Below are 24055 nucleotides of genomic sequence, written 5' to 3' on the forward strand. Positions count from 1 at the left end.
AAAACCGCCCCATAAGGGCGGTTTTGTTCAATCAAACTTTAAAAGAATTATGCGAAGTTTTCAGTAGATTTCGTTGGAACGCCGTTCACCATATTAGAACGAACATCTGTACGGGCAGACCGCATAGACGCCAAAAATCCGCCCTGAACCAAGTTGATACGGACATCATGACCGCGTTCAGCCCAGTAAGCTTCGATTTGTTCTTTTAATTTTTCAGCGCCTTCGCGCGTGCAATAGTCACCTTTCATGGTATCCTCTTTCAGTTTTTATCTATCAACAAACGAGTTATGGGTCTCATTCGCTGACTGTTGAATCATCATCCGTGAACTGTAGATAAGCATTGACGCCATTCATTCAAGAAAACTTATAGGTTTTTCTTATAAATTCTTTGTCATCTTAATACACTTAAACGCACAGCCCTCATTTAGAACGCGCCGAAATAGACATATTTTCCAAACAAGCAAGTCCTTCACAGTGAATTTAGCCTCGTTTAACCCTAATTAATGAGCTGTAGAGAGCTCTTGCAGGCGAGATTAAATAAACTTAACTTATAAACACAGTCTATAAGCAGTTGGTGGCGCGATGCCTAATCTACATTCGAGAATAAAACAACACCGAAAAAAGCTCGGATTGTCGCAGGCAGACATGGCGGATCGATGCGGGGTGAGTCAGCCAACCATCGCGAATTGGGAGCGCGGAGGACATATTCCTCGTAAAGACGCGCTCGAGAAAATTGCGGATTGTCTGGGCGTCGACTCGGTTTGGCTACTTTCCGGTGAACTTCCAGCAGGCCGAAGTCCTGTCTACCAGCACCTGAACACCCCGATTAGGCACATTCCGATTTTTGAATGGACAGCAAATGCCAAGTCTTTCGCAAATGCCCAGCCCACACGCTATCTTAGCCTGGCGATTGAGCTCGAGGAATTATTCGCTCTAGATTCACTGGATCATAAAGAGTTCGCCAGGGACTCCATACTGATTTTTGATAAAAAAGCAAAACCCGCTGCAAATGCTCGGTTTTTAGTTCAAATCGGTAATATGCTTTCGCTAGTGGATGGAGGCGGGTTGGAAAACCCTGATTTGAAGCCTATTGGACGGCTCATTTATTCAATTCAATCACATTAGAGCCACTGGCAGGGCTACTTCCGCCGTTCTGCCGGATCGGACATCGCTTCCATATTGGCATCAGCCTGACGAATAGCCGCCTCCAGACGGTCTTCTGCAGTTTGCAGATTCTTTTTCGGATCTTGGTAAAATGCCGTGAGCTTCATAATTTGAAGGAATGTCTTGTTCAAGAAACGACCCCAAAATTTCATCGGGCGGTCAAAGTCAAACAGCAAAATCACGCGTTCTTCGTCCGTATCATTCCAGACTTCATGCTCAAATGTGTCATCAAACACAAAAATTTCGCCCTCTTTCCAGGCCGTAATGGTGTCGTCGACGCGAATTCGGCATTTTTCACGATCTTTTGGAATAATGAGGCCAATATGCGAGCGAAGAATGCCTTTAGTGACCCCTTTATGCGCCGGAATATGATATCCGGGAGCAAGTATGGAGAACATGGCGGTTTGCAAATTTGGAACGCGCTCAAGTATTTCAGCTGTTTTAGGCGCCAAGGATGCATTTTTTTCCAAACGCTCTCCAAAACCAAATAGAACAAAAGTCTTCCAGTTTTGCTCTTTGGCTAGCCGGTACTGATCGGGTGAGATTTCCTGAAAACCCGGTATGGCTTCGCGAAATTTCAAAACCTCTTTGGCCTCGCCCTGAATCGTTTTCCAATTATCCGTAAATTCGCTCAGAAACGGAAAATAAGAATTATCGATTTTCGGCGTATCCGGAACAATGGATTGCCTTGACTGGAAGGCCGCAATTTTCCGGACTAGCTTCTTCCCGGTCTTTTTAACAAAGGCCCGCCGCGGATTAGAAAGGTTTTTCGGTTTATCGACTGTCTCTACCATAATGAGCGCCGCTTAACCCGAAACGGCCGCATCGTCCATCATGTAATTCCGTGTAATCGGTGCGGCATGCACATCTTTGGTAAGCTGAATCTGGAAATTCATATGATTGCCGTAAAGGAATGAGAATTCGCTTATAACAAGATAGAACTCCCACATACGGCAAAACCGTTCGTCAAACATGACGGCGATTTGTTCTCTATTGGCCTGAAAGCGTTTGTTCCATTTAGCCAATGTATAGGCATAATGCAGACGTAATATTTCACAGTCAGTCACCCACAATTTAGCTTTTTCAATTTCAGCAAAAGTTTCTGAGAGCGCCGGGGAATACCCTCCCGGAAAGATGTACTTGCGAATCCAAGCGCCGGTGGTCCCCGGCCCGCCTTTACGGCCGATTGAGTGCACAAGCGCTATACCGTCTTCGGTAAGAAGACTTTTGATTTTTGAGAAATATTCTTCGTAATGGGCAACACCAACATGTTCAAACATGCCTACGCTTACAATACGGTCAAAATTTTGATCCAAATCGCGATAGTCGACAAGCCTTAAATCTACTTTGTCTTCCAAGCCAAGCTCTTTCACCCTTTCTCGGCCAAGAGACAACTGCTCATCTGAAAGCGTCGCGCCGACAACCTTAACGTCATAGCTTTGAGCAAGGTAGATTGCCATACCGCCCCATCCACAGCCAATGTCCAGGACGGTTTGACCGGGTTTGAGGCAGAGTTTCTCAGCAATATGCTTCTTCTTGAGCCGTTGAGCCTCTTCAAGGGTGATATCGAGGCTCGGCCAATAGGCACAGCTATATTGAAGGTCTTCGTCTAGGAACAAGCGATAGAAATCATTAGACAGGTCATAGTGATGCTGCACATTCGTTCGAGCATTTGATTTCTTGTTTCGCTGATGCAGTTTTTTAAGTTTTTTGAGCGTCCGGTTTAAAACCTTTTGAATGGGGTGACTGCGCAGGCCCCCACGGTTATGAAGAAAAACTTTCAGTAGATCCCGAATGCCGCCCTCTTCGCAAATCAATGTCCCGTCCATATAAGCCTCGCCGGCCTTCAATTCGGGGTTTAAAAACAGTGTTCGGTAAAGAGTTTTATCCGTCAGACGAATGGTGGCCCGGGGCTCGCCTCCGGGGCCATGAACGTGATGGTTCCCGTCCGCGTCTATGATTGTTAACTGGCCGACTTTTACAAATCGGGACATCATGGAATTTAGTAGTCTCATCGCATTTGTATAAATGGACTAAATCTAATGAACACGCAATTTATCGTGAATAGACTTATCCACGAAAGTGAATGGCTTATTCCGCCGCTTCCAGCTCCACTTCTGCGCAGGACTGATATTTCAGAAATTCTGCAATGGAATCGGCCGCTACGGCAGACGCCTTACCATCAAAAAATTCGAAAGTTTCTTCAAATGCAAAGTTTTGTGCCGGAAGGTACTTATCATGCGTAGCCTCTGCTTCGCGTATAGTCTCAATCAAATTTTCCACACCATTTAGCACAGGTCCCGTTGTCCAGCTCATGTAAAAGGGGTTTCCGGCCCAATCGGCCTCGTGGCTATTGAGGAAAACAGTTGGACGACGACGTTCCAAAAATTCATAAACTTGAGAGCTGACATCGCCCAAATATATATCGGCGCTGCGCGTATAAGTCATATCGACACTTTTCGTGGAGCCTAAATCAATATGAATATTAGGAGCCTCATGAAACCGCTTAGGGAGGCTCTTACGGTATTTGACACGTTTATGCTCAACAGATGTATGGAGCTTACGTTGGAATAGCATGATGTGCGGCGCAAAAATCAGATTAATATCCGGCGCATTCAAGAACGCCTCAAGTACGTCCGTCCCCATTTCATACCAAGACGATAGATGCGGATCGAAGTGAGGGTTATAAATGACAATCGGATTGTCATTCTCGAAGAAATTCATATTTGCAGGCGTGTGAGGAACGAAATCAAATTTTGGATAGCCACAAACCGCGTAATTACCTTTGCGGATAAGTCCTCTTTCGAGATGACGTTTTTTGAGCTTTTCTCCAGGAACTAACACAAAGTCGAAATCCCGAATCGACTCTTTTTCAGTCACAGAGCGGTCCCCTGCCCCATGGTGGGTCAAAATGAATTTGAGATGATCCAAGCCAAATTGCGATTTTAGGATCAATGATGTAGATTCCGGTACAACGAAAACATCATATTTTCTAAAAATATCCAGATTGTTTTTCAAAATTGCAATTCGGCGGGCTGGAGCAACTGCATTGGCCGCTTTCAGAACGCCCCGATCCGCTTTTCCGACTTCAAGGTCTATAAACCCGGTCTTTTTAACCAGTTCCGGTCCCAAACCAGACTTAACAAGCTGTGTTTGTTCCTCTGTCGAGGCCAAAACGTCAATATCCAGCTCCGGATACCTTAGAAGCAATTCCTTCAAGATAGGCGCCGTATGAGCAACCTGGTGAGGAACCTCATGATTATAAATAAAACCGATTTTCAGGCTGGGAACTGCATCTGCATATTCTGCCATAACTCTGGGATCCCCCGTGACACTTCTGTGACTACGGTTTAAAACGAATACAGTTTCAATAAAGTTTAAAATTCAGTCTTTATTATCCTTAAGACAAATTTTTAACTTCAGGGTCAAAAGGCAAGAATCCTTCTCCCTTTTCCAACCAATATTGAATTTCAAAACCGCGCAATTCTGCCAATACCTCAAATTTCTTCGACGGATCTATAACTATTGGAACATTCACATAGTCCAATACCGGCAGATCCGCTTTGCTATCCGAATAGAAATAGGTATAGGCGCCTTGCGGCGCAACATCTGCAAGAAGGGCTTTGACACGATCCAGCTTTGCTTGCCCGTAACAATTTGGTGATTTGAATGTGTCTTTAAGTTTTCCGCTTTCTGTCCAGTCCAATATTGTCGAGACGTAATCGGGTATATTCAGATGATGCGCAATCGGCTCAACAATCAAATCTACGGCAGCGCTCGCCAGGACTATGTGATGTCCCTGGGATTTGTGATATTCCAAGGCCCGGCTCCCTCCCGGCCTCAAATTCTGAACCTCCTTGCGAGCAAACTCTTCTGCAATCGGCAGTAATTTAGTTCGGTTATAGCGCTGCAAACTCCATCGCATCATAGTTTTTTTAACGGCGCCTCTAGGGATTTTCCCGCGCTTATACTGCCATTGGAACATCAGTGTGCTGAGCAAAAGAGGCAGCCATAAATAGGGTCTATAGCGAACCGTGCGCCAGACAAACCTTCCCCATGTCCCTCTTTTGGTGAGAGTGTAGTCTAAATCAAATATGGCTATGATAGGTAAGTCAGTCTGTTTGGACGTCACGATCTTCCAAGCCTTTCAAAACCTGCCGCGTTAAAATAACGACCAAAATCATACCGACGAAATAACCCGCGACAACCGCCAGAGCCGAACCAATCTCTCCAAAATATTGGGTAAAGATAAAAAAGGTTATGACATAAACAATCAGTCCCAAAGCCCGGGCGTAAATAGCTTTTTCCGGACGGTTGGCGGCATAAAAAACAGGAAATAACGGCGCGACAGCCGCGAAAAGAGCGGCGCCAATGACCAAAACGACTGCTAAGGGGACAACGCCGCCATATTCCGCGCCAAGCGTTCCTTCTATGATGAATGGACCAAAAACAGCGACAATTCCCGCTAAAAACATTCCGACGGCTAATGAAACAAGGCTCGCACGGGTTACCAGACGCAATATGCGGCGTCCCTCACCTCCGCTGACGATACGTGCCAGTTCAGGATATATGACCTGATCCAGTAATTTTACGCCTTCTGAGAGTAATTTGGCGATTTCCTCCGCCCACTTATAAATAGCCACAAATGCCGGCCCGAATGTAGCCCCGACCAAGAGTATAGGCAGTTGATTGACACCAGCCGCAAGAGTTGAGTCTATGTTGGATTTCCAGACAAAACTCCACAGTCCGGGCCTGGCCCTGAAAAAACCGTCTTCGGCCTTTAGGACGGAACCCGCCAATCGACGCTTTAAAAGCTCCACAAATCCAAGAGCAACTTTGAACACATAACCTGACACCGAAGCGACATACCACACGCAGAGAAAACCTATCATTCCCCACCCCATGAAATACGCGAAAATTGCTCCCAGGAGTCGTATGCCCGGCATGACGATTCCTGCGAAAGCCAAACCGTTAAATTTATCAAACAAGCGTAATATCCCGATGGGCGTCCCTGTAATCTGAAATAAAACGACAGTTGAATAAGCTATGACGAGTGGTTTGAGTGTCTCTACGTCAAATCCGCCGCCCTGTGGGGCAAGAGTGGGATAGGCGGCAACAATGAGCGCATATAGTTCGAATAATATAATCGCCCCTGCATAGGCTAATATTGCTGATAAAACATCGATTTTAATGCCGAACTTGACCAGACCCGCTAATCTCTTCGGATCTTCATTGTGAACGTCATCAGAGCCAAAACGGATAATAGATTGCCAGCTTTGAAACGTCGCCACCTCTGCAAAGAAGAGCATATACCCATGTAAAAAGATAATCGTCCCGAAGCTTACCTGATTATCGAGCGCTTTTGCGGTAATGAGCAAAGTCGCCAAACCCAGGACAACACCAAGCCCTCTTGCCCCCACAAGCAGGCCTGTATTAGCCGCAATCCTCTTGCCGACAGTTTTATCAGATCGAATGCCTAAATCAGGAGTTTTCATCTGAAAGCTCCCTCTTTTTTAAAATCTCACTGACCAATTGGTGGTCGGAGACTTTGTCAACATCTATGGCGGCCTCGGCGAATGGAAGCAGAACGGGTTTTGCCGATATCCCTATTTTCTTACCCGCCTCATCAAAGGCGCCCTTAAGCGATAAACGACCCACCGCATATCTGAGACCCAAGCCAATTCCTATTTTTCGGGCGAGTTTAAGCGGTTGCTTCCTCAGATGTTGGGCCTCTTTCCAAAATTCGAGCGCGGCAAGACCCTTTTCATTTGAGATAAAAAACAGGTTACATCCCGAGACCGCTTCATCGGAGAATCGTAAATAAGTTCGTTTCGTCTTGGGGTAGGCGTCTTGGATGACGGCCTCATTGGCTAAACCGACGCAAAAATCTGCTCCGCTGGCAATTGAGCCATTAACAAAGCTGGATATCATTTCAGCGCTTAATAATGGGTGGTCGCCTGTTGTCATAAGGCAAGGAAAGCTTGCATTTTTTAAAGCAATAAGAGCGCTGTCTGCAGGGCCCTTTCCGCTTTCCTTAATTGACCACCCCTCGCCTGCCTTTGGATAACCCGAAATCATATAAGGCCGGGTAAGTTCCGCCGTCTCGAGCGCCCTTTCTACCCAGTCAAGCATGGGTCGACCCAAAATCGGGGTTTCGACTTTGTACTCAACGTCGAATTCGGCGCAAAGCGGATCGACTACGCCGGCCCTCTGCCCCGCTAATACTAGTGTTGTTACCTGCTTCATGAGACGATATTTTTTTCGTACATTCTATAGGTTTTATAACGGGTTGCAGCGGCTTCCTCACAGATTCCGATCATCCCTTTATTATCTTCCAATATCCAGGACAGTTCGCAATGGGTGAAGCCCTTTTCTCGGCCCGCCGCAAACACCGTCTCGCAAAGCTGGGCAACCAAAGCCAGACCTTTGCGCGTATTTTGATGGGCTTTCCGGAGGCCCATCAGTGGAATTCGGGCCTGTTTTACACCTGAGACCTTCAACCGCCAAACGAGTTTTGCCCATCCGAAGGGAAGAAGCTTCCCCTCCAGGCCCTCCGTCAACGCGTTTAGATCCGGAACCATCCATATATAAGCGGCCGGAATATCGTCGATATAACCAATCCAGAACCCATCTTCGAAAATAAGCGGTTTTATTTCCTTGGCCATATGTTCGATCTGATCATCACTAAAGGGTAGAAACCCCCAATTTTCTGACCAAGCGTCATTAAAAATATCCATCACCAAATCAACGTCATCCCGAAAGCTCTTCTTATCGAGCTTTCTCCACTTAATTGATTTGTTGGATTGGGCGTATTTCAGAAGGGACTGAAGAAATTTTGATCGTGGATAACCCGCCGCCAGCTCAGCTTGATACGCATACATATCGACTGCCTTAATGAGTCCAAATGATTCGCAATAAGTTTGATAATCCGATCGGCCGAACGGCATCATCATGACCGGGGGCGTGTCGAAGCCGTCAATTAACAGACCGCACTCTTCATTTACGCTCCATTGCGAAGGACCTACCATGCGGCTGCGTCCGGCAGTCCTCAGCCATGTTTCCGCAGAGGATAAAAGGGACTTTGCGACAGCCGGGTCGTCGAGGCAGTCAAAATAGCCAAAAAACCCAGTATTATCGTCATATTGCGCATCGTGTTTATCAAGAATAAAGGCCGCAATTCTTCCAACAACTTGATTGTCAGCAACGGCTAGAAAAATCTGACGATTCGTCGGCGCGCCGGGGTTTTTTTCAGGATTTATCTGCTGCTGCCGTTCAAACCGCAGCGGAGCCCGCCAATTTGGAGAGTTTTTATAGAGGTCATAGGGGAAAGACAAAAACCGCTTTTCGTCCGACGCAGTTGAAACCTCAATAATATCAATTTGAGTAATCACGAAAATCCCCAAGCTTGGAAAGCAAGTATTGGGCTTTTGTTCGGCTTACTTTGACAGGTCAACCAAATTGATGACGATATCTGTTCCCGTCAAAGGAACATCAAAGCTCGTCTCTGAATATTTTGGTAGACGCAGGGCTTTTATCTCTGGGTTTCCGGATAGGCCATATGGCTCTAGGGGTTTGAAGTTCCATGCCTTTTTAAGGCGGCGGTCTCCGTCAATATCATGATAGCCAACAACCGCATAAGACCCCGGTGTGGGCACATTAATGCATAACTCTTGAGACCCTTGCTCAGCTGGAACACGGATTCTTCTTAATTTGCCACTTTTTCTGAGAAAGTTATCCTCGCCAAAAAGCTCAAGTTTTAGAATCCCTTCTTTGGTGACATTATTCACAGTGACGCGAATTTGAAGGCCATCCTCTACACAATAATCGGATTTATCACTTTCGTAGAGTTCAAGCCCTAACTCTTTGCCGATAGCCGAAATTTCGTCATCCGGCTCTTCCTCATCATCCACTTCACGGCTTTGAGCGACCGCACTGGTTGAAAAAATCACGAATATTGTAAATATTACAAAGATTTCGGATAAAAATCTGTGAAGTAAGTTTGCTTTCACGGTCTGCCCTTATTAAGCCCTAATTTCATAGTGATGCAGTCGGTCTGAACACAGACTGAATATGGACAGCTTACAGAAAGAGTAAAGGTCTAACTACAGAGATGATGGGCAGGCTGAACCTATATCTTTTCAAACGGGCCTCCGTGAATATCGGTGGGCTGGTCGTTTTTGCATGTTGTGTCCTCCTCTTGGAGAGACTTTTGCGGATTTTTGAGATTGTATCGAATTCCTCAAATCCAGCCGCTGACGCGACCCGAATGATCTACAATCTTCTTCCGCACTATCTCGGCATGGCAGTTCCCATGGCCTTACTACTGGGAACAATTATAACTATAGACCGGTTTTCACGCTCAAGTGAGCTTACTGCCGCCCTGGGGGCCGGTGTCTCGCTCTTTCACATGACGAAACCTTTTGTCCTGCTGGGCGCCTTCCTGGCCTGTTTGACGATTTTTATTGAAGGCTACCTCCAACCCGTAGGCCGGTATAATTATCGGCAGCTGGTCAATGTCGTAAAACAACAGAGTTTTACGGCGGCTCTTCGCGAAGGGACTTTTACAACGGTAGGCACCCGAACTTTCTTTGCCGGAACAGACCTATCCGGATCCGCCATAGGCCCCATCTTTATTTATGAATCCACAGAAGACGAGGATGGAAATCAGCTCGGATTTCGTATGACAACGGCTAATGAAGGACGTCTGGTCGTACAAGAGGATAGTAACGATCCCGTCTTGCAACTTTCCTCTGGCCGCTATTATCAAGTTGAAAATAATGAACAGTTTGATGGTGATTTGAGCTTTAGCAGTGCGGACGTGACCGGAGCGGCTTCCGTTATTGAATACCGCGCCCGCGGCGATGATGAGAGAGAGCTCACATCGGTTGAATTATTCAAAAACCGTAAAGGCACTTATCTCGATACGCTCACCAAAGAAACCAATAACGCCGCCTTACACTTGCGCGTTGGCCGTGCGTTTTTATTAATCCTTCTCCCCTTCATTGCAGTTCCTTTTGGCTTAAATTACGGGCGTAACCCGTCTTCTGCCGGTATTTTCATAGGTGTCGTATTCTTGGTTTCCTTGCAAAAGGCCTTGGAATTCGGACAAGGTTTAGGCGCTTCAGCTAAAATTCCGCCCTGGCTCGGTATTTGGTCCGTTATTACTGTAGTCACAATTTTTGCAGCCTATATATTTTGGAAAAGCGCTTATAAAATGGGCCAGCCTCCACTGACATCATTTGCCATGCAAGTTGCACATTGGCAGAAAGAGGCGCGTTCTGCTGTCTCCCGTGTTCGGGGGAAACTCTCAGGGGCCGACAGTGCTTAAATTCGGTCTCTATCTCTCTAAAACCTTTTTGTTTACCTGGTTAGGAACCGTATTTGGTATGTTGGTTCTGATTGGCCTGCTCGACAGCCTGGCTAATGGAGCTGATATCGTTGCCAGCGGAGAAGGCTTCAAAGGTACTTTTCGTTATATGCTGTTGCGGGCCCCGGTTATTTTTGACCGAATATTTGTTTTCACGCTCGTGGTCGCTATCCTCCTGGTTTTCGTCAAGCTCATCCGACAACATGAATTAGTGGCTTTATTGGGTTTTGGAATTTCCGCGCCAAAACAAATTCTACTGCTTGCCCCTATCGTATTTGGGGCTAGCCTAGTTTCTATCACTATTATTGACTTTGCGATGGCGCCCGCTGTCCGGGCACTACAGGACTGGGGAATTGGGGAATATAAAGTCAAAAATATTACTTCCGAAAACCCCTTATGGCTTGAGGATGGACAGGATATTGTCCGCGCAACGGAAAGGATCAGCTATACACGTCTGGGAGATATACAAATCTTTGAGCGAGGGGATGCCGGAGAAGTCAAATCAGTTCTTTGGGCGAAAAGCGCAGATTATGCAGACCCGAATTGGTCACTTCATGGCGTCAGAATATTAACAGTGGCCGGATCTGATGGCGAAAAACGTAGCGCTCTTCGAGACCCCTCTCCGCGTATGTGGGAAACGAGCCAAACACCTGAGTCTATTGCCCGCCTCGCGGCGGAACCGCGCGATATTTCCATGTCCGAGATGAGAAACTTTATGATGCGAGGGAATTCAGGCTCTAAACCCCGCTTTGCCTATAGTTTTTGGCATGCTCACCGCCTGACCCGCCCATTGGCCGCTTTGATCTTGCTCTTATGCTGCGTACCTCTCATGCAACGCACTGGAAGAGAGGATACAGGGGATAAAACCCTTATTGTCGGTATTACTATGGGATTTATCTTCCTGATTATTGACGGAGCCATGGCGACTTTTGCAACGTCCGGCGGTATCGGCGTAGCGACCGCCATAACCTTCCCACTGGCTCTATTCGGTCTGTTTGGAGCTTTTATGCTTGTCCGGACCGAAAGCCTTTAGGGTGAGCTTATGTCAATATTGGCCATCTCTAATGCGAAAGCCCGATCTGTTGCAAAGCAAGGGTCAGCCCTTTCATTAAAAACGCTGCCCGAAAATAGTGAGCACTTTATAAGTCAGGATCGCAGTGATCTTATGCCCCTCATGGAAAAGGCCCGTGAACAGCGCACTCGCCATATTCTTATTGAGGGCGGAGACGGTACCGTGCGGACGGTCATGACGGCCTTGTTAAATAGCTATGATATGAATGACAACCTGCCTGCAGTTTCCATTTTACCAAGCGGAACAACCAATCAGATTGCCAGGAATATCGGACTGAAAGATCTGACCGACTTAAGGACAATCCAGGACGGCAATATTAAAGCTCACTCAATCTCTTTGGTTAAAATAGACCGAGTTAAACAGGATAGAAGTCCGACAAATCCACTGTATGGGTTTCTGTTCTCAACGGGCGCACTCCCTCATATCAGCCGATTTGCGCAGGAAAAACTAAACGGAAACGGAGTCGGCGGAGGCACGGCCGTCGTCGGCGCTGTTCTGAAAGCGGTGACGGGCGATAAATCCCGCCTCATGCCACCTGTAAAGCATAAAATGAAAGCTCGATTAGGCGGTCAGACTCTCTTTAAACATAAGGGAGTTGCCCTCGGGACTATTATGACAACCTTACCTTCCCTAATGCTGGGACTGGATCCATTTTGGGGAGAAGAAGACGCGCCTTTGCGGATGACCTGGGCGGAGGCCGATAGCCGAAAACTTGGCCGGAATGTGGCTGGCCTTTGGATGGGTCGAAAGCAAGACCGCGCGCAAGATGGGTATTATAGTCATAATATCGACCGGTTGACTTTAAAAACAACTGCACCCGCCACACTGGACGGAGACTTTTTGGATTTTAGCGAACAAAAGCTTCGTATTTCTGCGTCCCGCCCCGTCACCTTTTGGCGGGCAGGATGAACGATTCGGTTTTAAAGATAATCCGTTCCGAAGTCCTAGACCCTCCCGCCAGAATAAATGACGTATTGGACGCAATCGAAGAGCAGCACAAAGATAGAGTTCTTGCATTTGTATATTACGGGTCTTCATTAAGAGAGATAAGCAATCCTGATAAGATGCTAGATTTTTATGTTCTGGTTGACAGTTACCGCGCGGTTCACGGCAAAGGGCTGCGTGCCCTGCTAAACCGCCTCATTCCTCCGGCCGTCTATTATATTGAACGTGAGGGGAAGGATGGGGTTCTGTCGACCTGTAAGTATTCAATTCTTAGTCTGAAAGAGTTTGAACGCCGCTGTACGGGTAAAGTTCTCCAGTCCCAGGTTTGGGGGCGTTTTTCTCAACCCTGCATACTCCTGCGAGCCAAAGACAATTCGATTTCCGAACGCGTATGTCAGGCTCGGGTCAATGCTGTTCAGTATATGGCCAGCCAGTCCGCGCCGTTAATTGCGCCAAAAGCCTCGGCAGCGGAAATATGGGGACGGGGTTTCTACGAGAGTTACCGAACAGAGCTAAGGCCTGAAAGTTCTGTTGGACGTTCACAGGAAATTGTCGAACGCTTCTCCGAAAGATACGCCTTTTTGACAACAGCGCTTTACGGTCAACCGGATCAATCTGGTCAGTATAAATTATCAGAAGAGAATAAAAGCAGAGTAAAACGTCTCTGGTTTTGGCGACGCATCCAAGGCAAGCCGCTTTCGATCCTCAGAATATTGAATAGCGCGGCCACATTTGAGGGCGGTCTGGATTATGTGCTCAGAAAGCTAAAAAATCATTCAGGGGTGGATTATCAGCCGACACCTTTCCAAAGAAAACATCCGGTTCTCACCTCCCCCATTATGGGGTGGCAACTTTGGCGAAAAGGCGCGTTTCGCTAGGATTTACTCCGCTGCGAGTTTAGCCGCCATATCCTGCATCATTTCCTCTTGAGCGTTTTTGAGGTTGCCAAAGGCTTTCAGGAGTGTGTCGATATCTTCTTTGGTGTGAGCAGCAGACAGGCTGATACGCAGCAGGCTTGAACTTTGCGGGGTTCCCGGCGGCACGGCCAGATTTACATAAACGCCGTTTTCAATCAGCCAATTCCACTCCATGGCGGCAACCGCTTCATTAGGACGGCGTATCGCAATAACCGGGCTCGCCTCTGAACACAGATCATACCCCATTTCTTTTAGTCCTGCATGAAGCTGTTCGGAGCGCTCTTTGAGATTGGCGCGCAAATGTCCGCCTGACTTGACCTTTTCAACTGCAGCGCGGGCCGCAGCGATATTGGACGGCGTCGCAGAGGCCGTAAACATATAGGGCCGCATGATTTTCCGCGTAATTTCAAATTCTTTGTGTCGAGATGCACAAAAGCCGCCAACAGAAGCCAGGCTCTTCGAGAACGTTCCGGAAATAAAATCGACCTTATCCAGGACGCCCTGTTCTTCCGCAATCCCGCATCCGGTTGGGCCGAAAACGCCGTAGCTATGGGCTTCGTCAATATAAAGATATCCGCCATGGCGATGTGTCACGTCAACAAATTCATCGACCGGGGCAATGTCACCAAACATGGAATACATGCCCTCAATCACGACCAGAGCATGCCCGCCCTCAATATCTCCATGCCGGGCAAGGCGTTTATCCAGATCTTCGGGTGAATTATGACGAAAGCGGATTGTCGACGCTCCGGTCAGACGTGTCCCGTCAATAATGCAGGCATGAGCATCGGCATCCATGAAAATTATATCTTTTTCGCCGGCAAGCGCCGCAATAGCCGCAAGGTTGGTCTGGTATCCCGTGGTAAAAACGACGCAGCTTGGCATCCCCAAATGATCAGCCAAGGCCTTTTCAAGGTCTACATGCTCGGCATAGGATCCGTTGGCAACGCGTGAACCAGTTGTGCCTGTGCCATGAGTTTCAATCGCTTTCTTAGCGGCAGAAACGCAATCCTCGTCAAAGGTTAGGCCTAGATAGTTATTTGTTCCAGCGAGCAAAATCTCACGATTTCCGATTCGCCCTCTTGTCGCGTCAAGTATATCGTCAAACTGCACGCCAAGTGCGTCTTGTCCGATTTTCATCATCATATCGACGCGTGTTTTGAGCGGCGTGTATTTGTCAAAAAGAGAAGACATCGTCCGTCCTATTCCGAAGTGAGTTCTTTGATGGCGTTGACGAGCTCTCCCACAGTTTTGATATCGCTCACCATCTCCATAGGAATAGAAATATCATAGTGATCTTCAAGGCCCATCACCAAATCAAATACCGCGACAGAATCGACTTCCAAGTCAGACATAATCCCGCTCTCCCGATATATCGGACGGTTCTGGGGATTATAAGGCTTAAGGAGCTCGCAGACTTTAGCGAAAATCTCATCACGATTTGGCGAAGATGTCATAAATTATTCCGGCGCATCATAGCTTTGAACGGTTTTTGAAATGGCCTCAACCATGGGGGTGGGATTCGAAACCAAGTCGTTACTTTGCCAGTGCTCATAACGGAACTCAGCCAGTTTTCCTAGAGACAAGTGCCCTATAGAAAACAGTCGTAAAGTCAAAGTCGTAATAGCGGCAATAGGATAAAGTATGAAGAGTGGAACCGGAAAAGCGCGCACAGACCTGTTAAATGCGTCCTCTCCGTAATTGGCCAGCTCCGGCATGCTTAAGGCTTTGACAGTTGCGGGCGAAACTGACTTGTTGTCATATTCTCCCTTCAATGCTCTCGCTATCAAGTCGTCAACCAAGTCATGAACATAAACCATAGCGACGGATCGGGTTTTCCAACCCCGGCCGCCTGCGACCAGTAAGAAACCCCGTTTCATTAAATCAAATATTGGCTTTGTCGCCTTATCGCCCGGACCAAAAACGGCAGGCGCCCGAATCACCGCCAGTTTTCCGGAAAATTCGGCCTTTACAGCCTGCTCGCCCAGTTTCTTTGACTTAGCATAGAAACTTAAGCCCGGCTCTCGGGCCGTCATCGACGAAAGTAGTATCAAGCGAGGAACGTTGGCGTTTTCAGCCGCTTTCGCGACGGCCTTGGCTCCGTTCACATTTACGGACTCAAAATGTTTCCAGGAGGGCGCCTTTACCAAACCAGCGAGGTGAATTACGCAATCTGCGCCTTTAGCCCAGCCGGACAAATCGGTTGCCAAATCCCCTTCGATAACCTCAAGATTTTTATGTGAAAAACCTGAAAGGCCGCCGGGACGACGTGCTAACGCCTTCACTCCATATCCATTATCCAACAAGCCTTTAAGAAGGTGTTGTCCAAGAAACCCCGTTGCGCCGGTCAGCGCAATTATTCGAGGCATTGGTGACTAAGTCTCGGATTGGACAACGCGGATCGACTCTGCGTTCTGAAGGTCAATAATCCCGCCAGACGCAAATTTTTCCTTCACCCGGGCACGGGATAGTTTGCCTGAACTGGTCACAATCATTGTAGATTTGGGAACAAGCTGAAGTCTAACGGGGACGCCGACTTCCAACCGGATTGCCGCCGTGACAGCCTTGAAAATTTCATCGAGAAGACTCTGGTCCCGTGTCCGGCATTCCAGCAGAAGCATGATTTGCTTCTCATCCCCTGCGCCGCCAATCGCAAAAGCACAGGCGCGGCCGCAACGATGGGGCGCGGCCGCTTGAGCCGCCCATTCTATATCCTGCGGCCAAATATTGCGGCCATGCCAAAGAATTAAGTCTTTTGAACGACCTGTTACGACAAGCTGATCATCCAGCCAGTAACCGAGATCACCTGTATCAAGCCACCCTTCTTTGGTGAAAGCAGCTTCTGTAGCCTGAGAGTTCCGAAAGTAACCCGGAGAAACACTAGGGCCTCTGAGGCAAATCCGACCGACTTTTGACCCGGTCAGAACATTGTTTTTGATGTCGCGAATCTCAATCTCATGATCCGGTAAAACCGTGCCGCAGGCGACAAATGTCCGGCGGGCAGCCGCTGGAGTGAGCTCGGAAGCCGTCACCGCCTCGGTCGTGCGCTCATAGCGGTCCATATCAATCGTATGCTTTTTCAATCCCTGTCCCAAAGGCGCAAAACTTGCCGCCAATGTGGTTTCCGCCAAGCCATAGCTCGGTGTGAACGCACCCCGTTTGAAACCCATGGGCTCAAACAGGTCTTCAAATTCGGTTAAAGGCTCAGGACGCACCATGTCTCCGCCAATACCGGCGGCGCGCCAGCTAGAAAGATCAAGCTCTCTGTCTTCGCGCCAACGCCGGACGCAAAGCTCATACCCGAAGGTGGGAGAATAGGACAATGTGCCTTTATGGTCATTGATAAGCTGTAGCCATGTGATCGGTCGGCGGGTAAAATCCTGAGGGTCAATGTAATCGACTGTGAGCTGGCTCATCATAGGGGCGAGCATGAAACCGATAAGACCCATATCGTGGTAAAGGGGTAACCAGCTGGTCGCACGGTCTGTTTCATTTATTTTCAAGCCATGTTTCGTGATAGCATGACAATTGGCCGAAACCGTTGATTGAGTGCCAATAATACCCTTTGGAGAACTGGAGCTGCCGGAAGAATACTGAATATAACACAAGTCTTCGCTGTTAAATTTACGTAGTTTATCTCCTTTTGGAAGCGCCTCGACATCACTAAAGGTCAGAACCGGTATTGCTTGGTCGTTCAAGGCCGAGCTCATAATAGGTTCCATCGAATCAGGCGTAAACAGCGCGTGGAAGTCGCCGGTATCGGCCATCCGTTGCAGCTGTCTTTCATAGCTTCCGCGTCCGCCCAGGGTCACGGGCAGCGGCAGCGGCGCCGGAACCAATCCTGCATATTGACAGGCGAAGAAAAGAACAGCGAACTCTGGCGTAGAGACCGCTGCCAAACCAATGCGGGAGTTTTTAGGCGCAAATTTTACGAGCCGATAAGCCAGTTCGATAGAGCGCTCTCTGAGCTCTCTATAGCTTAAAACCGTCTTCAAAACCGCTTTTCCGTCAAAATAATTCAGACCGGTATTACCTTCGGCTGCATAATCCAGCCCATCACACAAAGTCTCAAAATCGCTATGCCGTATCGGCTGACCGCGATGAGTAGGTGTTGGAGAAAGGTCGTTGGCGGCAAGGGCTCGCGCTGTAGTGTCTGTCATATTCTTTTCCGCTTTTAACGCGCTTTGTTCTCTACAGGAACATTTAAGGTCGCTTCGTCAAAAAACTGTCAATAAGGGTTTGACCCTATGAGGTAAATATGTCCCTAACACACCCATAAACAGCAGTTTCTCACGCTTTGATACAAATTGTGACATAACTGTAACATAAAAAACACAGTTTTTCGTCATTCCCTGCCAGATACAGTCGGATCAAATCATTCTTTCAATAATTCAGCCGAGATAATTCTCGGCTTCATTAAGATGCAGAATCAAGCTTCTTCGTATAGTCAGGTTCGCCGGGCCAGATGACAATTCGGCGGGGCAGTTCTTCATCTGACACCTTGGCTTCGCTTTCGACTTGATTGCGGACACTCATACCAGCCTCATGTATGGTTTCCCGAGAGCCAGAAATTAGATGATGCCAGTCCGGCAAATCTTTCCCTTTGGAAACAAGGCGGTAGGCACAAGTTTCGGGCATCCAGTGAAGCTGATCAACCGTTGCCGCCGTCAACGTGACACAATCCGGAACAATGGATTTACGATTCTTGTAATCCTTACAGGCACAAGTCTCAGGATTAAACAAATGGCAGGACACATCTGTCACATAAACAGAACCGTCATCTTCATCCTCCAGACGGATGCAACAACACTTTCCGCAGCCATCACACAGGCTTTCCCACTGTTCTCGGCTCAATTCGGCCATATTTTTGGTTTTCCAAAAGGGAAGATTTGATTTAGCAACCATTCAGGCCCCTTACACTATATGGAAGATATGCCAACCTACCGCGCAGACATTAACGTCGCCAATGACAATCGCCAGCGTCGCAAACGTAATATCTGGGTAGCTGTTTTAGTGGTTATTTGCATCCTCATGACCGCGTCTTATTTACAGGCCCGTCATTATTTTCTCGATGGCCTTCCTAAATTGCCGGATAAAGCGACGATGTGGGAATTGAATTTGAAGCCTAATATCACGCTACTGGACAAGGACGGACAGGTAATTGGGCATCGTGGCCCCTATATCGGGGAGCCTCTCAAACTCGACGAGCTTTCCCGATATACGGCTAATGCCTTTCTCGCGATCGAAGACGAACGTTTTTATCAACATACCGGAATTGACAATAAAGCTATACTTCGCGCTCTGCTTACCAATACGTCAACTGGTGAAAAATCGCAGGGCGCCTCCACCCTCACCCAACAGCTGGTTAAAAACATGGTCCTCTCGCCTGAGAAAACCTACCGGCGCAAAGTGCAGGAAATGCTGCTCGCCCGCGACATGGAAGCCCAGTTGAGCAAACCGGAAATCCTTGAACTCTATATAAATCGGATCAATCTCGGGCCTCAAGTCTTTGGAATTGAAGCGGCTTCTCAAAAATATTTTGGCCACAGCGCCCGAACCTTGAGTCTTTCGGAAGCCGCCCTCTTGGCCGCTCTGCCCAAAGCGCCAAGCCGGTATGATCCTACCAGAAATTTTGATAGCGCCCTCTCCCGCTCTCATTTGGTTTTGCAGCGTATGACAGCAAACGGGTTCATTTCGCCAGAGCAGGAGTTACAGGCCCGGAAATCTCCTCCTGTTATGGTTGAAGACGCTGATCCTCTACTAGATCCTGACGTGATCGGGTATGTCTTTGACTTGGTTACCGATCGGGCGAATGAACTTATCGGCGAGAAGAGACAGGATCTGATTGTCCGGACAACTCTCGACACACAAAGGCAAAAACAAGCTGATGCGGCCATAAAGAAAGTATTAGAAACGTCAGGAAAGGCTAAAAATATAAGTGAAGGCTCTCTTATCAGCATTGAAAATGAAACAGGGGCCGTCCGAGCTCTGGTTGGCGGCCGTGACTACGCCACATCAAAGTTCAATCGAGCCAGTCAAGCAAAACGGCAGCCCGGTTCTGCGTTCAAAAGTATTGTTTATGCCGCTGCCATGGAAGAAGGCTTTACTCCGGGCACAATACGTATTGACCAACCTATCGAAATCAAAGGATGGGCACCGGAAAATTATACGCGCCGCTATCGCGGCCCTATCACTTTGAGAGAAGCCCTCAAGCTGTCCATCAACACGGTGGCGGCTCAGGTCGGATCTGAGATAGGGCCTACCAAAGTCGTGAGTACGGCCAAGCGTTTTGGAATAAAATCCGAAATGCGACCAGAATACTCTATTGCTCTGGGAACCTCTGAAGTTAACCTTTTAGAGCTGACCACGTCTTATTCGGTCTTCGCCAATGAAGGGCTCCTCAAGCCTTCCTATTTCATTACCGAAATCACTGATACGGCCAAGCGCTCAATTTACACGCGCCGGGAGGCTCAACCTACGCGCGCCTATGCTGTGCCATATTCTCGGCAAATGACAGGCATGCTGCGGGACGTCGTCGATTCCGGCACTGGCTATGGCGCGAAATTAGGCAATCGACCCGCTGCTGGAAAAACGGGCACGTCGCAAGATTATCGCGATGCTTGGTTTGTCGGTTTTACTGCTCAATACACGACTGGGATTTGGATGGGCAATGACGACAATAGCCCGACCCAAAAAGTGACAGGCGGGCTTCTGCCCGCCGATGCCTGGAAGGCTTTCATGCTCGACGCTCACAAGGGCCTCAAGGTAAGGCCTCTCCCAGCGCCGGATCCCACACCGGATGACCCGCGCGTCCAAAGGCAGGTTGCGTTTTACGAATCACTCTCCCAGGCCTTTGAAAGAGAGCGAAATATGGCCAATGGCGTCTCGCCCTCCTCTGGCCAGTTTTCAACGGCTGGCCGATAGGCCTTTTTCCTTTCTGATAATTAATCCCCATCCTAACGCTTAGGTAAAGATTTAACTGTTATCTTGGCTTTTCAGAGCAGGGAGATTGGGTATGTCTAGCGACATGAGGGTCAAGCAGTTAATTTTATCTTTGGTTTGTTTTTTTTCTCTGAGCGCGTCCGCCTTTGCGGTCGATAATAAGGTCGGCGAATTTGACGAAGATGACGGCACCTATGCCATCTATCCTGTTTCAACACCCGAAGAATGCTCGTCGCTTTGTAAAGCGGATAAAAAATGCCGCGGGGCCGTGACTTATCAACCCGATGTTTCCAAACCCGAAGCTCAGTGCCGTCTCAATGATGGGTTTGGTTCAAACCCTGTATTTCCGTCTATTCCACCGGAACCACTTGATGTTGATGTTGCTGTCGCGGATTTGAACGCGTATCGTGCAGAACACGGATTAGGTCCGGTCAAATTGAACAACAAGCTCAATTTAGCCTCAAAGGTCCATGCCAAGGATTTGGCAAAAGCCGGAATTATCTCCCATACTGGAACAGACGGATCCACGCATGGCGACCGGGTACAGCGCCAAGGATACTATTTCTCAATCGCTGGCGAAAATGTCGCTACGGGTCAGAAGAGCTGGGATGATGTGTTTCAAGCCTGGAAAGATAGTCCCGGGCATAATGAAAACCTATTGCGCAACGATGTCGTCGATTTTGGCATTGCCCTCGTCTATGAACCTCGTACGACCTATTCCACATATTGGGGCATGGTTGTTGCCAGCCCCTTGGACGGGAAAAGCTACAAGTCAGCTGACGCGCATTAGCGTCAGCCCGAATCAAATCTACGTCTAAAGCAGCTTAGTAGCCGCTCGCCTTTGCGAAATCGTCCAGATGGTAATTTCCGTCGCCTAGTAATTCCTGCAACACACGGATGCGTTTGAGAAAAAGCCCGATATCATACTCGTCCGTCATACCGACCCCGCCATGCATTTGAATGCCTTCGAGCGCAGCGAGCTTGGCAACCTGGCCCAGTTTTATTTTGGCCATACCCGCCATCTTGGCCGCATTTTTGTCGCCATCATCTTGTGCGGATAAAGCCGCAAGCACAGCAGAACGGCAAAGCTCTAGCTCGGAATATAAGTGGGACGCGCGATGTTGAAGGGCTTGAAACTCTCCGATGATTTTGCCGAATTGTTTACGCTCCTTGATATACGCCACAGTATCTTCAAATGCCTGCGATCCGGCCCCAAGAAGTTCTGCGGATAAAACAGCGCGTCCGGCCCCTAACACTTTCTCGAGCACGTCTGCGCCCTCACCTTCGGCGCCCAACATGGCCTCAGCGGTGACTTCGACACCGTTGAGTTCAACTCGCCCGGCGTTATGGCTGTCCACCATAATCGTACGTTCTACAGAGAGGTTCTCAGCGGTTTTCTCAACAAGAAAAAGGCTCAAACCCTCCCGGTCTCCAGGCTCGCCGCCCGTACGGGCGACAACGATATGAGCGTCCGCGACATGCGCGTCGAGTACCATGACTTTACTGCCGGTAATCTTGAAACCGTTTCCGGAGCGTTCCGCACGCGTTTCAGTGCCAAGCGGATTGTGCTTTGCGCCTTCATCAATCGCAAAAGAGACAATCGCGTCTCCCCCGGCAATTTTTTCCAGCCAGTTTTTTGAGAGATCGCCGCCGCTATTTTTAAGCGCGCTTGCAGAGAGAACCGACGTCGAGAAGAAAGGCGTCGCGCTCAGATTACGGCCCATTTGTTCGGCCAATAATCCAGCAGCCATCACGCCCATATCGACGCCGCCTTGATCCTCAGGCACTAAAACGCCGGCAAAGCCCATCTCAGCCATCTCTGACCAGAGCGCTTCAGAATAACCTTTCTCGTCCTGGCTATCGCGAAGCTTTCGAAGTTCCGCAACGGGCGCTTTGTTCTTGAAAAAGCCCTCAGCTGTTTCGCTGAGCATTTTTTCGTCTTCATTTAGGAGGAGTGCCATAGTTACGCGCCTGGAAGCTGGAGAATATGTTTGGAGATGATATTAAGCTGGACTTCAGACGTCCCGCCCTCAATGGAATTCGCTTTCGTACGAAGCCAGTCCCGGGCGAGTTTTCCGCCTTCGGATCGTTCGCCTTCCCACTCCAATCCGTCATATCCGGCCGCATCCATCATTAGCTCGAACCGGCGCTTATTAAGTTCCGTCCCATAATATTTCAGCATGGAGCTGTCCGCGCCGAGCGACGCGCCCGCTTTGGCCTCGCTAAGCTTACGCTGCATTGTGAGTTTGAAAGCCCATTCGTCAATTTCTGTTTCTGCCAATTTTGTGCGAAGCATGGAATCAGCGAGTTTTCCGTTTTCGAGACCGATTGATCCCGCCGCGATCTCGTGCAGAGGGCGCGTCACGCCCTCTCCTGACCCACCAATCATTTCGCGTTCATGGGTCAGCAAATATTTGGCAATAGACCAACCTTTACCAACTTCGCCGACCAATTGTTCTTTTGGTACTTTGACATCCTCAAAGAAAGTTTCGCAAAAAGCGGACTTTCCGGAAATGAGCGAGATTGGCCGCGCGTCAACGCCTTCGCTCTCCATATCGAACAAAAGAAAAGAGATTCCCTCATGCTTGCGGCCTGAATTATCTGTTCGCACCAAACAGAAAATCCAGTCTGATTTATCCGCATAAGAGGTCCAGACTTTCTGGCCATTGACCAGATAGTGATCTCCTTTGTCCTCGGCCTTGGTCGCGAGCGAAGCCAAATCTGACCCCGCATTGGGTTCGGAGTATCCCTGACACCAACGAATTTCTCCTCGCGCAATTTTCGGGAGGTGTTCTTTCTTTTGCGCTTCATTTCCAAATTTCAAGAGCGCCGGGCCGAGCATCCAAATGCCAAAACTGGATAACGGGATACGCGCGCCAATACGGGCCATTTCCTTGCGCAAGACAGCTTCTTCAGCGCGGCTAAGGCCCGCGCCGCCATATTCTTTCGGCCAAGTAGGAACCGTCCAGCCTTTGGCAACCATTCGTTCCAGCCAAATCTGCTGCGCCTCGCTCTGGAAAGTCCAGTGACGACCGCCCCAACAGGCATCATCTTCTGTCTTCATGGGCACCCGCATTTCTTTGGGACAGTTTTCTTCAAGCCAAGCTCTGGCTTCGAGTTTAAAAGAGTCGAGATCAGACATGATGAGCCTCAAGCGCTAGGGTTTACGTGTGACATTTAGAAAGCACACATTTGGGTGACTACGTGTTAGACAGCAGGGCGCGCTTTGACCACTAGATGAAACTGAATAATTGCCTCACGCAGTGCGAATGGCAATTGAGGTTTATAAAGAACACTCCGCTCTAAGTTTAGACCCTTGTCGAGATTCAAAATTATGTAAAGCTTATCGACTGTCTTTGGGCAGTCTAATAGTAAACTCTATATTATCATATAGGGGAGACGCTATCCCTGCTTTGCGAGCATTGGAGGAAGCTCTGGCTTGGAGCGTCATCAAACTTAATCCGTATTTATGCGGACTCGTGCCTGCCAAATTATTACACCATTTCAACGACTTATAATTTTCTTTCAGAGATGCGTCCTCCCCCGTCCCAAGCAAGCTATGTTTCTTATGTTCCGGACACACGGACAGGCGTGCTAGCGTGGCGTGTTGGTGTATCGGACGGTGGGACTGAGAGGCCCTTGCGACGG

24 protein-coding genes are annotated in these 24055 nt (G+C 48.5%); 7 read left to right on the forward strand and 17 right to left on the reverse strand.

Annotated elements, in window-relative coordinates; genetic code table 11:
- Nucleotides 1–47 precede the first annotated feature (47 nt).
- Nucleotides 48–248 (reverse strand): phosphoglycolate phosphatase, encoded by a 201-nt coding sequence (locus tag ACN0IC_RS07060; RefSeq protein ID WP_415811080.1) that lies wholly within the window; start codon nucleotides 246–248, stop codon nucleotides 48–50.
- Nucleotides 249–582: 334 nt separating this feature from the next.
- On the opposite strand from ACN0IC_RS07060, the gene ACN0IC_RS07065 reads away from it, so the two are divergent.
- Nucleotides 583–1125 (forward strand): helix-turn-helix domain-containing protein, encoded by a 543-nt coding sequence (locus ACN0IC_RS07065; protein WP_416878062.1) that lies wholly within the window; start codon nucleotides 583–585, stop codon nucleotides 1123–1125.
- A gap of 14 nt (nucleotides 1126–1139) precedes the next feature.
- On the opposite strand, the gene ACN0IC_RS07070 is transcribed toward ACN0IC_RS07065, so the two are convergent.
- The 8 genes from ACN0IC_RS07070 to ACN0IC_RS07105 all read right to left on the reverse strand — a co-directional run bounded on the left by ACN0IC_RS07070 (nucleotide 1140) and on the right by ACN0IC_RS07105 (nucleotide 9173).
- Entirely contained in the window at nucleotides 1140–1958 is an 819-nt protein-coding gene (locus tag ACN0IC_RS07070; RefSeq protein WP_416878063.1) for an aspartyl/asparaginyl beta-hydroxylase domain-containing protein, read from the reverse strand.
- 12 nt (nucleotides 1959–1970) lie between these two features.
- Nucleotides 1971–3179, reverse strand: a complete 1209-nt coding sequence (locus tag ACN0IC_RS07075) for a class I SAM-dependent methyltransferase (RefSeq protein ID WP_416878064.1) — start codon at nucleotides 3177–3179, stop codon at nucleotides 1971–1973.
- Between the two features lie 76 nt (nucleotides 3180–3255).
- Nucleotides 3256–4476, reverse strand: coding sequence for a CDP-glycerol glycerophosphotransferase family protein (locus ACN0IC_RS07080; protein ID WP_416878065.1), 1221 nt, complete (start codon nucleotides 4474–4476; stop codon nucleotides 3256–3258).
- An 88-nt stretch (nucleotides 4477–4564) separates the two neighbouring features.
- On the reverse strand, nucleotides 4565–5296 hold the full coding sequence (locus ACN0IC_RS07085; RefSeq protein WP_416878066.1) for an HAD family hydrolase: 732 nt from the start codon (nucleotides 5294–5296) through the stop codon (nucleotides 4565–4567).
- A complete protein-coding gene (locus ACN0IC_RS07090; protein ID WP_416878067.1) occupies nucleotides 5277–6659 on the reverse strand; it encodes a lipopolysaccharide biosynthesis protein in 1383 nt (460 codons plus the stop codon). The genes ACN0IC_RS07085 and ACN0IC_RS07090 overlap by 20 nt, the downstream gene beginning before the upstream one ends.
- Nucleotides 6646–7410: an NTP transferase domain-containing protein gene (locus ACN0IC_RS07095; RefSeq protein ID WP_416878068.1), complete on the reverse strand. Its 765-nt coding sequence runs from the start codon at nucleotides 7408–7410 to the stop codon at nucleotides 6646–6648. The genes ACN0IC_RS07090 and ACN0IC_RS07095 overlap by 14 nt, the downstream gene beginning before the upstream one ends.
- Complete coding sequence (locus tag ACN0IC_RS07100) at nucleotides 7407–8555, reverse strand: hypothetical protein (protein WP_416878069.1); 1149 nt, start codon at nucleotides 8553–8555, stop codon at nucleotides 7407–7409. Before ACN0IC_RS07100 ends, ACN0IC_RS07095 begins: the two co-directional genes overlap by 4 nt.
- Nucleotides 8556–8600: 45 nt before the next feature.
- On the reverse strand, nucleotides 8601–9173 hold the full coding sequence (locus ACN0IC_RS07105) for a DUF2141 domain-containing protein (protein WP_416878070.1): 573 nt from the start codon (nucleotides 9171–9173) through the stop codon (nucleotides 8601–8603).
- A 104-nt stretch (nucleotides 9174–9277) separates the two neighbouring features.
- Here ACN0IC_RS07105 and ACN0IC_RS07110 point away from each other — a divergent pair, with 104 nt between their 5' ends.
- Genes ACN0IC_RS07110 through ACN0IC_RS07125 form a run of 4 tightly spaced genes read left to right on the forward strand, consistent with a single transcriptional unit; the run spans nucleotide 9278 to nucleotide 13426 of the window.
- A complete protein-coding gene (locus ACN0IC_RS07110; protein WP_416878071.1) occupies nucleotides 9278–10492 on the forward strand; it encodes an LptF/LptG family permease in 1215 nt (404 codons plus the stop codon).
- Nucleotides 10485–11564 (forward strand): LptF/LptG family permease, encoded by a 1080-nt coding sequence (locus tag ACN0IC_RS07115; RefSeq protein ID WP_416878072.1) that lies wholly within the window; start codon nucleotides 10485–10487, stop codon nucleotides 11562–11564. Before ACN0IC_RS07110 ends, ACN0IC_RS07115 begins: the two co-directional genes overlap by 8 nt.
- Nucleotides 11565–11573: 9 nt before the next feature.
- Complete coding sequence (locus tag ACN0IC_RS07120; RefSeq protein WP_416878073.1) at nucleotides 11574–12512, forward strand: diacylglycerol kinase family protein; 939 nt, start codon at nucleotides 11574–11576, stop codon at nucleotides 12510–12512.
- Nucleotides 12509–13426, forward strand: a complete 918-nt coding sequence (locus ACN0IC_RS07125; RefSeq protein ID WP_416878074.1) for a hypothetical protein — start codon at nucleotides 12509–12511, stop codon at nucleotides 13424–13426. The genes ACN0IC_RS07120 and ACN0IC_RS07125 overlap by 4 nt, the downstream gene beginning before the upstream one ends.
- Nucleotides 13427–13429: 3 nt before the next feature.
- Here ACN0IC_RS07125 and spt read toward each other — a convergent pair whose 3' ends face one another.
- The 5 genes from spt to ACN0IC_RS07150 form a co-directional block, all read right to left on the reverse strand.
- Nucleotides 13430–14659, reverse strand: coding sequence for a serine palmitoyltransferase (spt, locus tag ACN0IC_RS07130; protein WP_416878075.1), 1230 nt, complete (start codon nucleotides 14657–14659; stop codon nucleotides 13430–13432).
- A gap of 8 nt (nucleotides 14660–14667) precedes the next feature.
- The gene (locus tag ACN0IC_RS07135) at nucleotides 14668–14922 is read right to left on the reverse strand and encodes an acyl carrier protein (protein ID WP_416878076.1); all 255 of its coding nucleotides are present in this window, start codon (nucleotides 14920–14922) and stop codon (nucleotides 14668–14670) included.
- A 3-nt stretch (nucleotides 14923–14925) separates the two neighbouring features.
- The gene (locus ACN0IC_RS07140; RefSeq protein ID WP_416878077.1) at nucleotides 14926–15834 is read right to left on the reverse strand and encodes an NAD-dependent epimerase/dehydratase family protein; all 909 of its coding nucleotides are present in this window, start codon (nucleotides 15832–15834) and stop codon (nucleotides 14926–14928) included.
- Nucleotides 15835–15840: 6 nt separating this feature from the next.
- Nucleotides 15841–17625 (reverse strand): fatty acyl-AMP ligase, encoded by a 1785-nt coding sequence (locus ACN0IC_RS07145; protein WP_416878078.1) that lies wholly within the window; start codon nucleotides 17623–17625, stop codon nucleotides 15841–15843.
- Nucleotides 17626–17881: 256 nt separating this feature from the next.
- A complete protein-coding gene (locus tag ACN0IC_RS07150; RefSeq protein ID WP_416878079.1) occupies nucleotides 17882–18370 on the reverse strand; it encodes a YcgN family cysteine cluster protein in 489 nt (162 codons plus the stop codon).
- 18 nt (nucleotides 18371–18388) lie between these two features.
- Between ACN0IC_RS07150 and ACN0IC_RS07155 the strand changes: the two genes are divergently transcribed.
- Both ACN0IC_RS07155 and ACN0IC_RS07160 read left to right on the forward strand, forming a co-directional pair.
- Complete coding sequence (locus tag ACN0IC_RS07155) at nucleotides 18389–20389, forward strand: transglycosylase domain-containing protein (RefSeq protein WP_416878080.1); 2001 nt, start codon at nucleotides 18389–18391, stop codon at nucleotides 20387–20389.
- A gap of 91 nt (nucleotides 20390–20480) precedes the next feature.
- Nucleotides 20481–21197: a CAP domain-containing protein gene (locus ACN0IC_RS07160; protein ID WP_416878081.1), complete on the forward strand. Its 717-nt coding sequence runs from the start codon at nucleotides 20481–20483 to the stop codon at nucleotides 21195–21197.
- Between the two features lie 34 nt (nucleotides 21198–21231).
- On the opposite strand, the gene ACN0IC_RS07165 is transcribed toward ACN0IC_RS07160, so the two are convergent.
- The 3 genes from ACN0IC_RS07165 to ACN0IC_RS07175 all read right to left on the reverse strand — a co-directional run.
- The gene (locus ACN0IC_RS07165) at nucleotides 21232–22368 is read right to left on the reverse strand and encodes an acyl-CoA dehydrogenase family protein (RefSeq protein WP_416878082.1); all 1137 of its coding nucleotides are present in this window, start codon (nucleotides 22366–22368) and stop codon (nucleotides 21232–21234) included.
- Between the two features lie 2 nt (nucleotides 22369–22370).
- Nucleotides 22371–23549, reverse strand: coding sequence for an acyl-CoA dehydrogenase family protein (locus ACN0IC_RS07170; protein ID WP_416878083.1), 1179 nt, complete (start codon nucleotides 23547–23549; stop codon nucleotides 22371–22373).
- Nucleotides 23550–23750: 201 nt separating this feature from the next.
- Nucleotides 23751–24055: hypothetical protein (locus ACN0IC_RS07175; protein ID WP_416878084.1), on the reverse strand; the 305-nt coding region annotated here is incomplete at its 5' end.

Source organism: Litorimonas sp., assembly GCA_029936425.1.
GTDB lineage: Bacteria > Pseudomonadota > Alphaproteobacteria > Caulobacterales > Maricaulaceae > Litorimonas.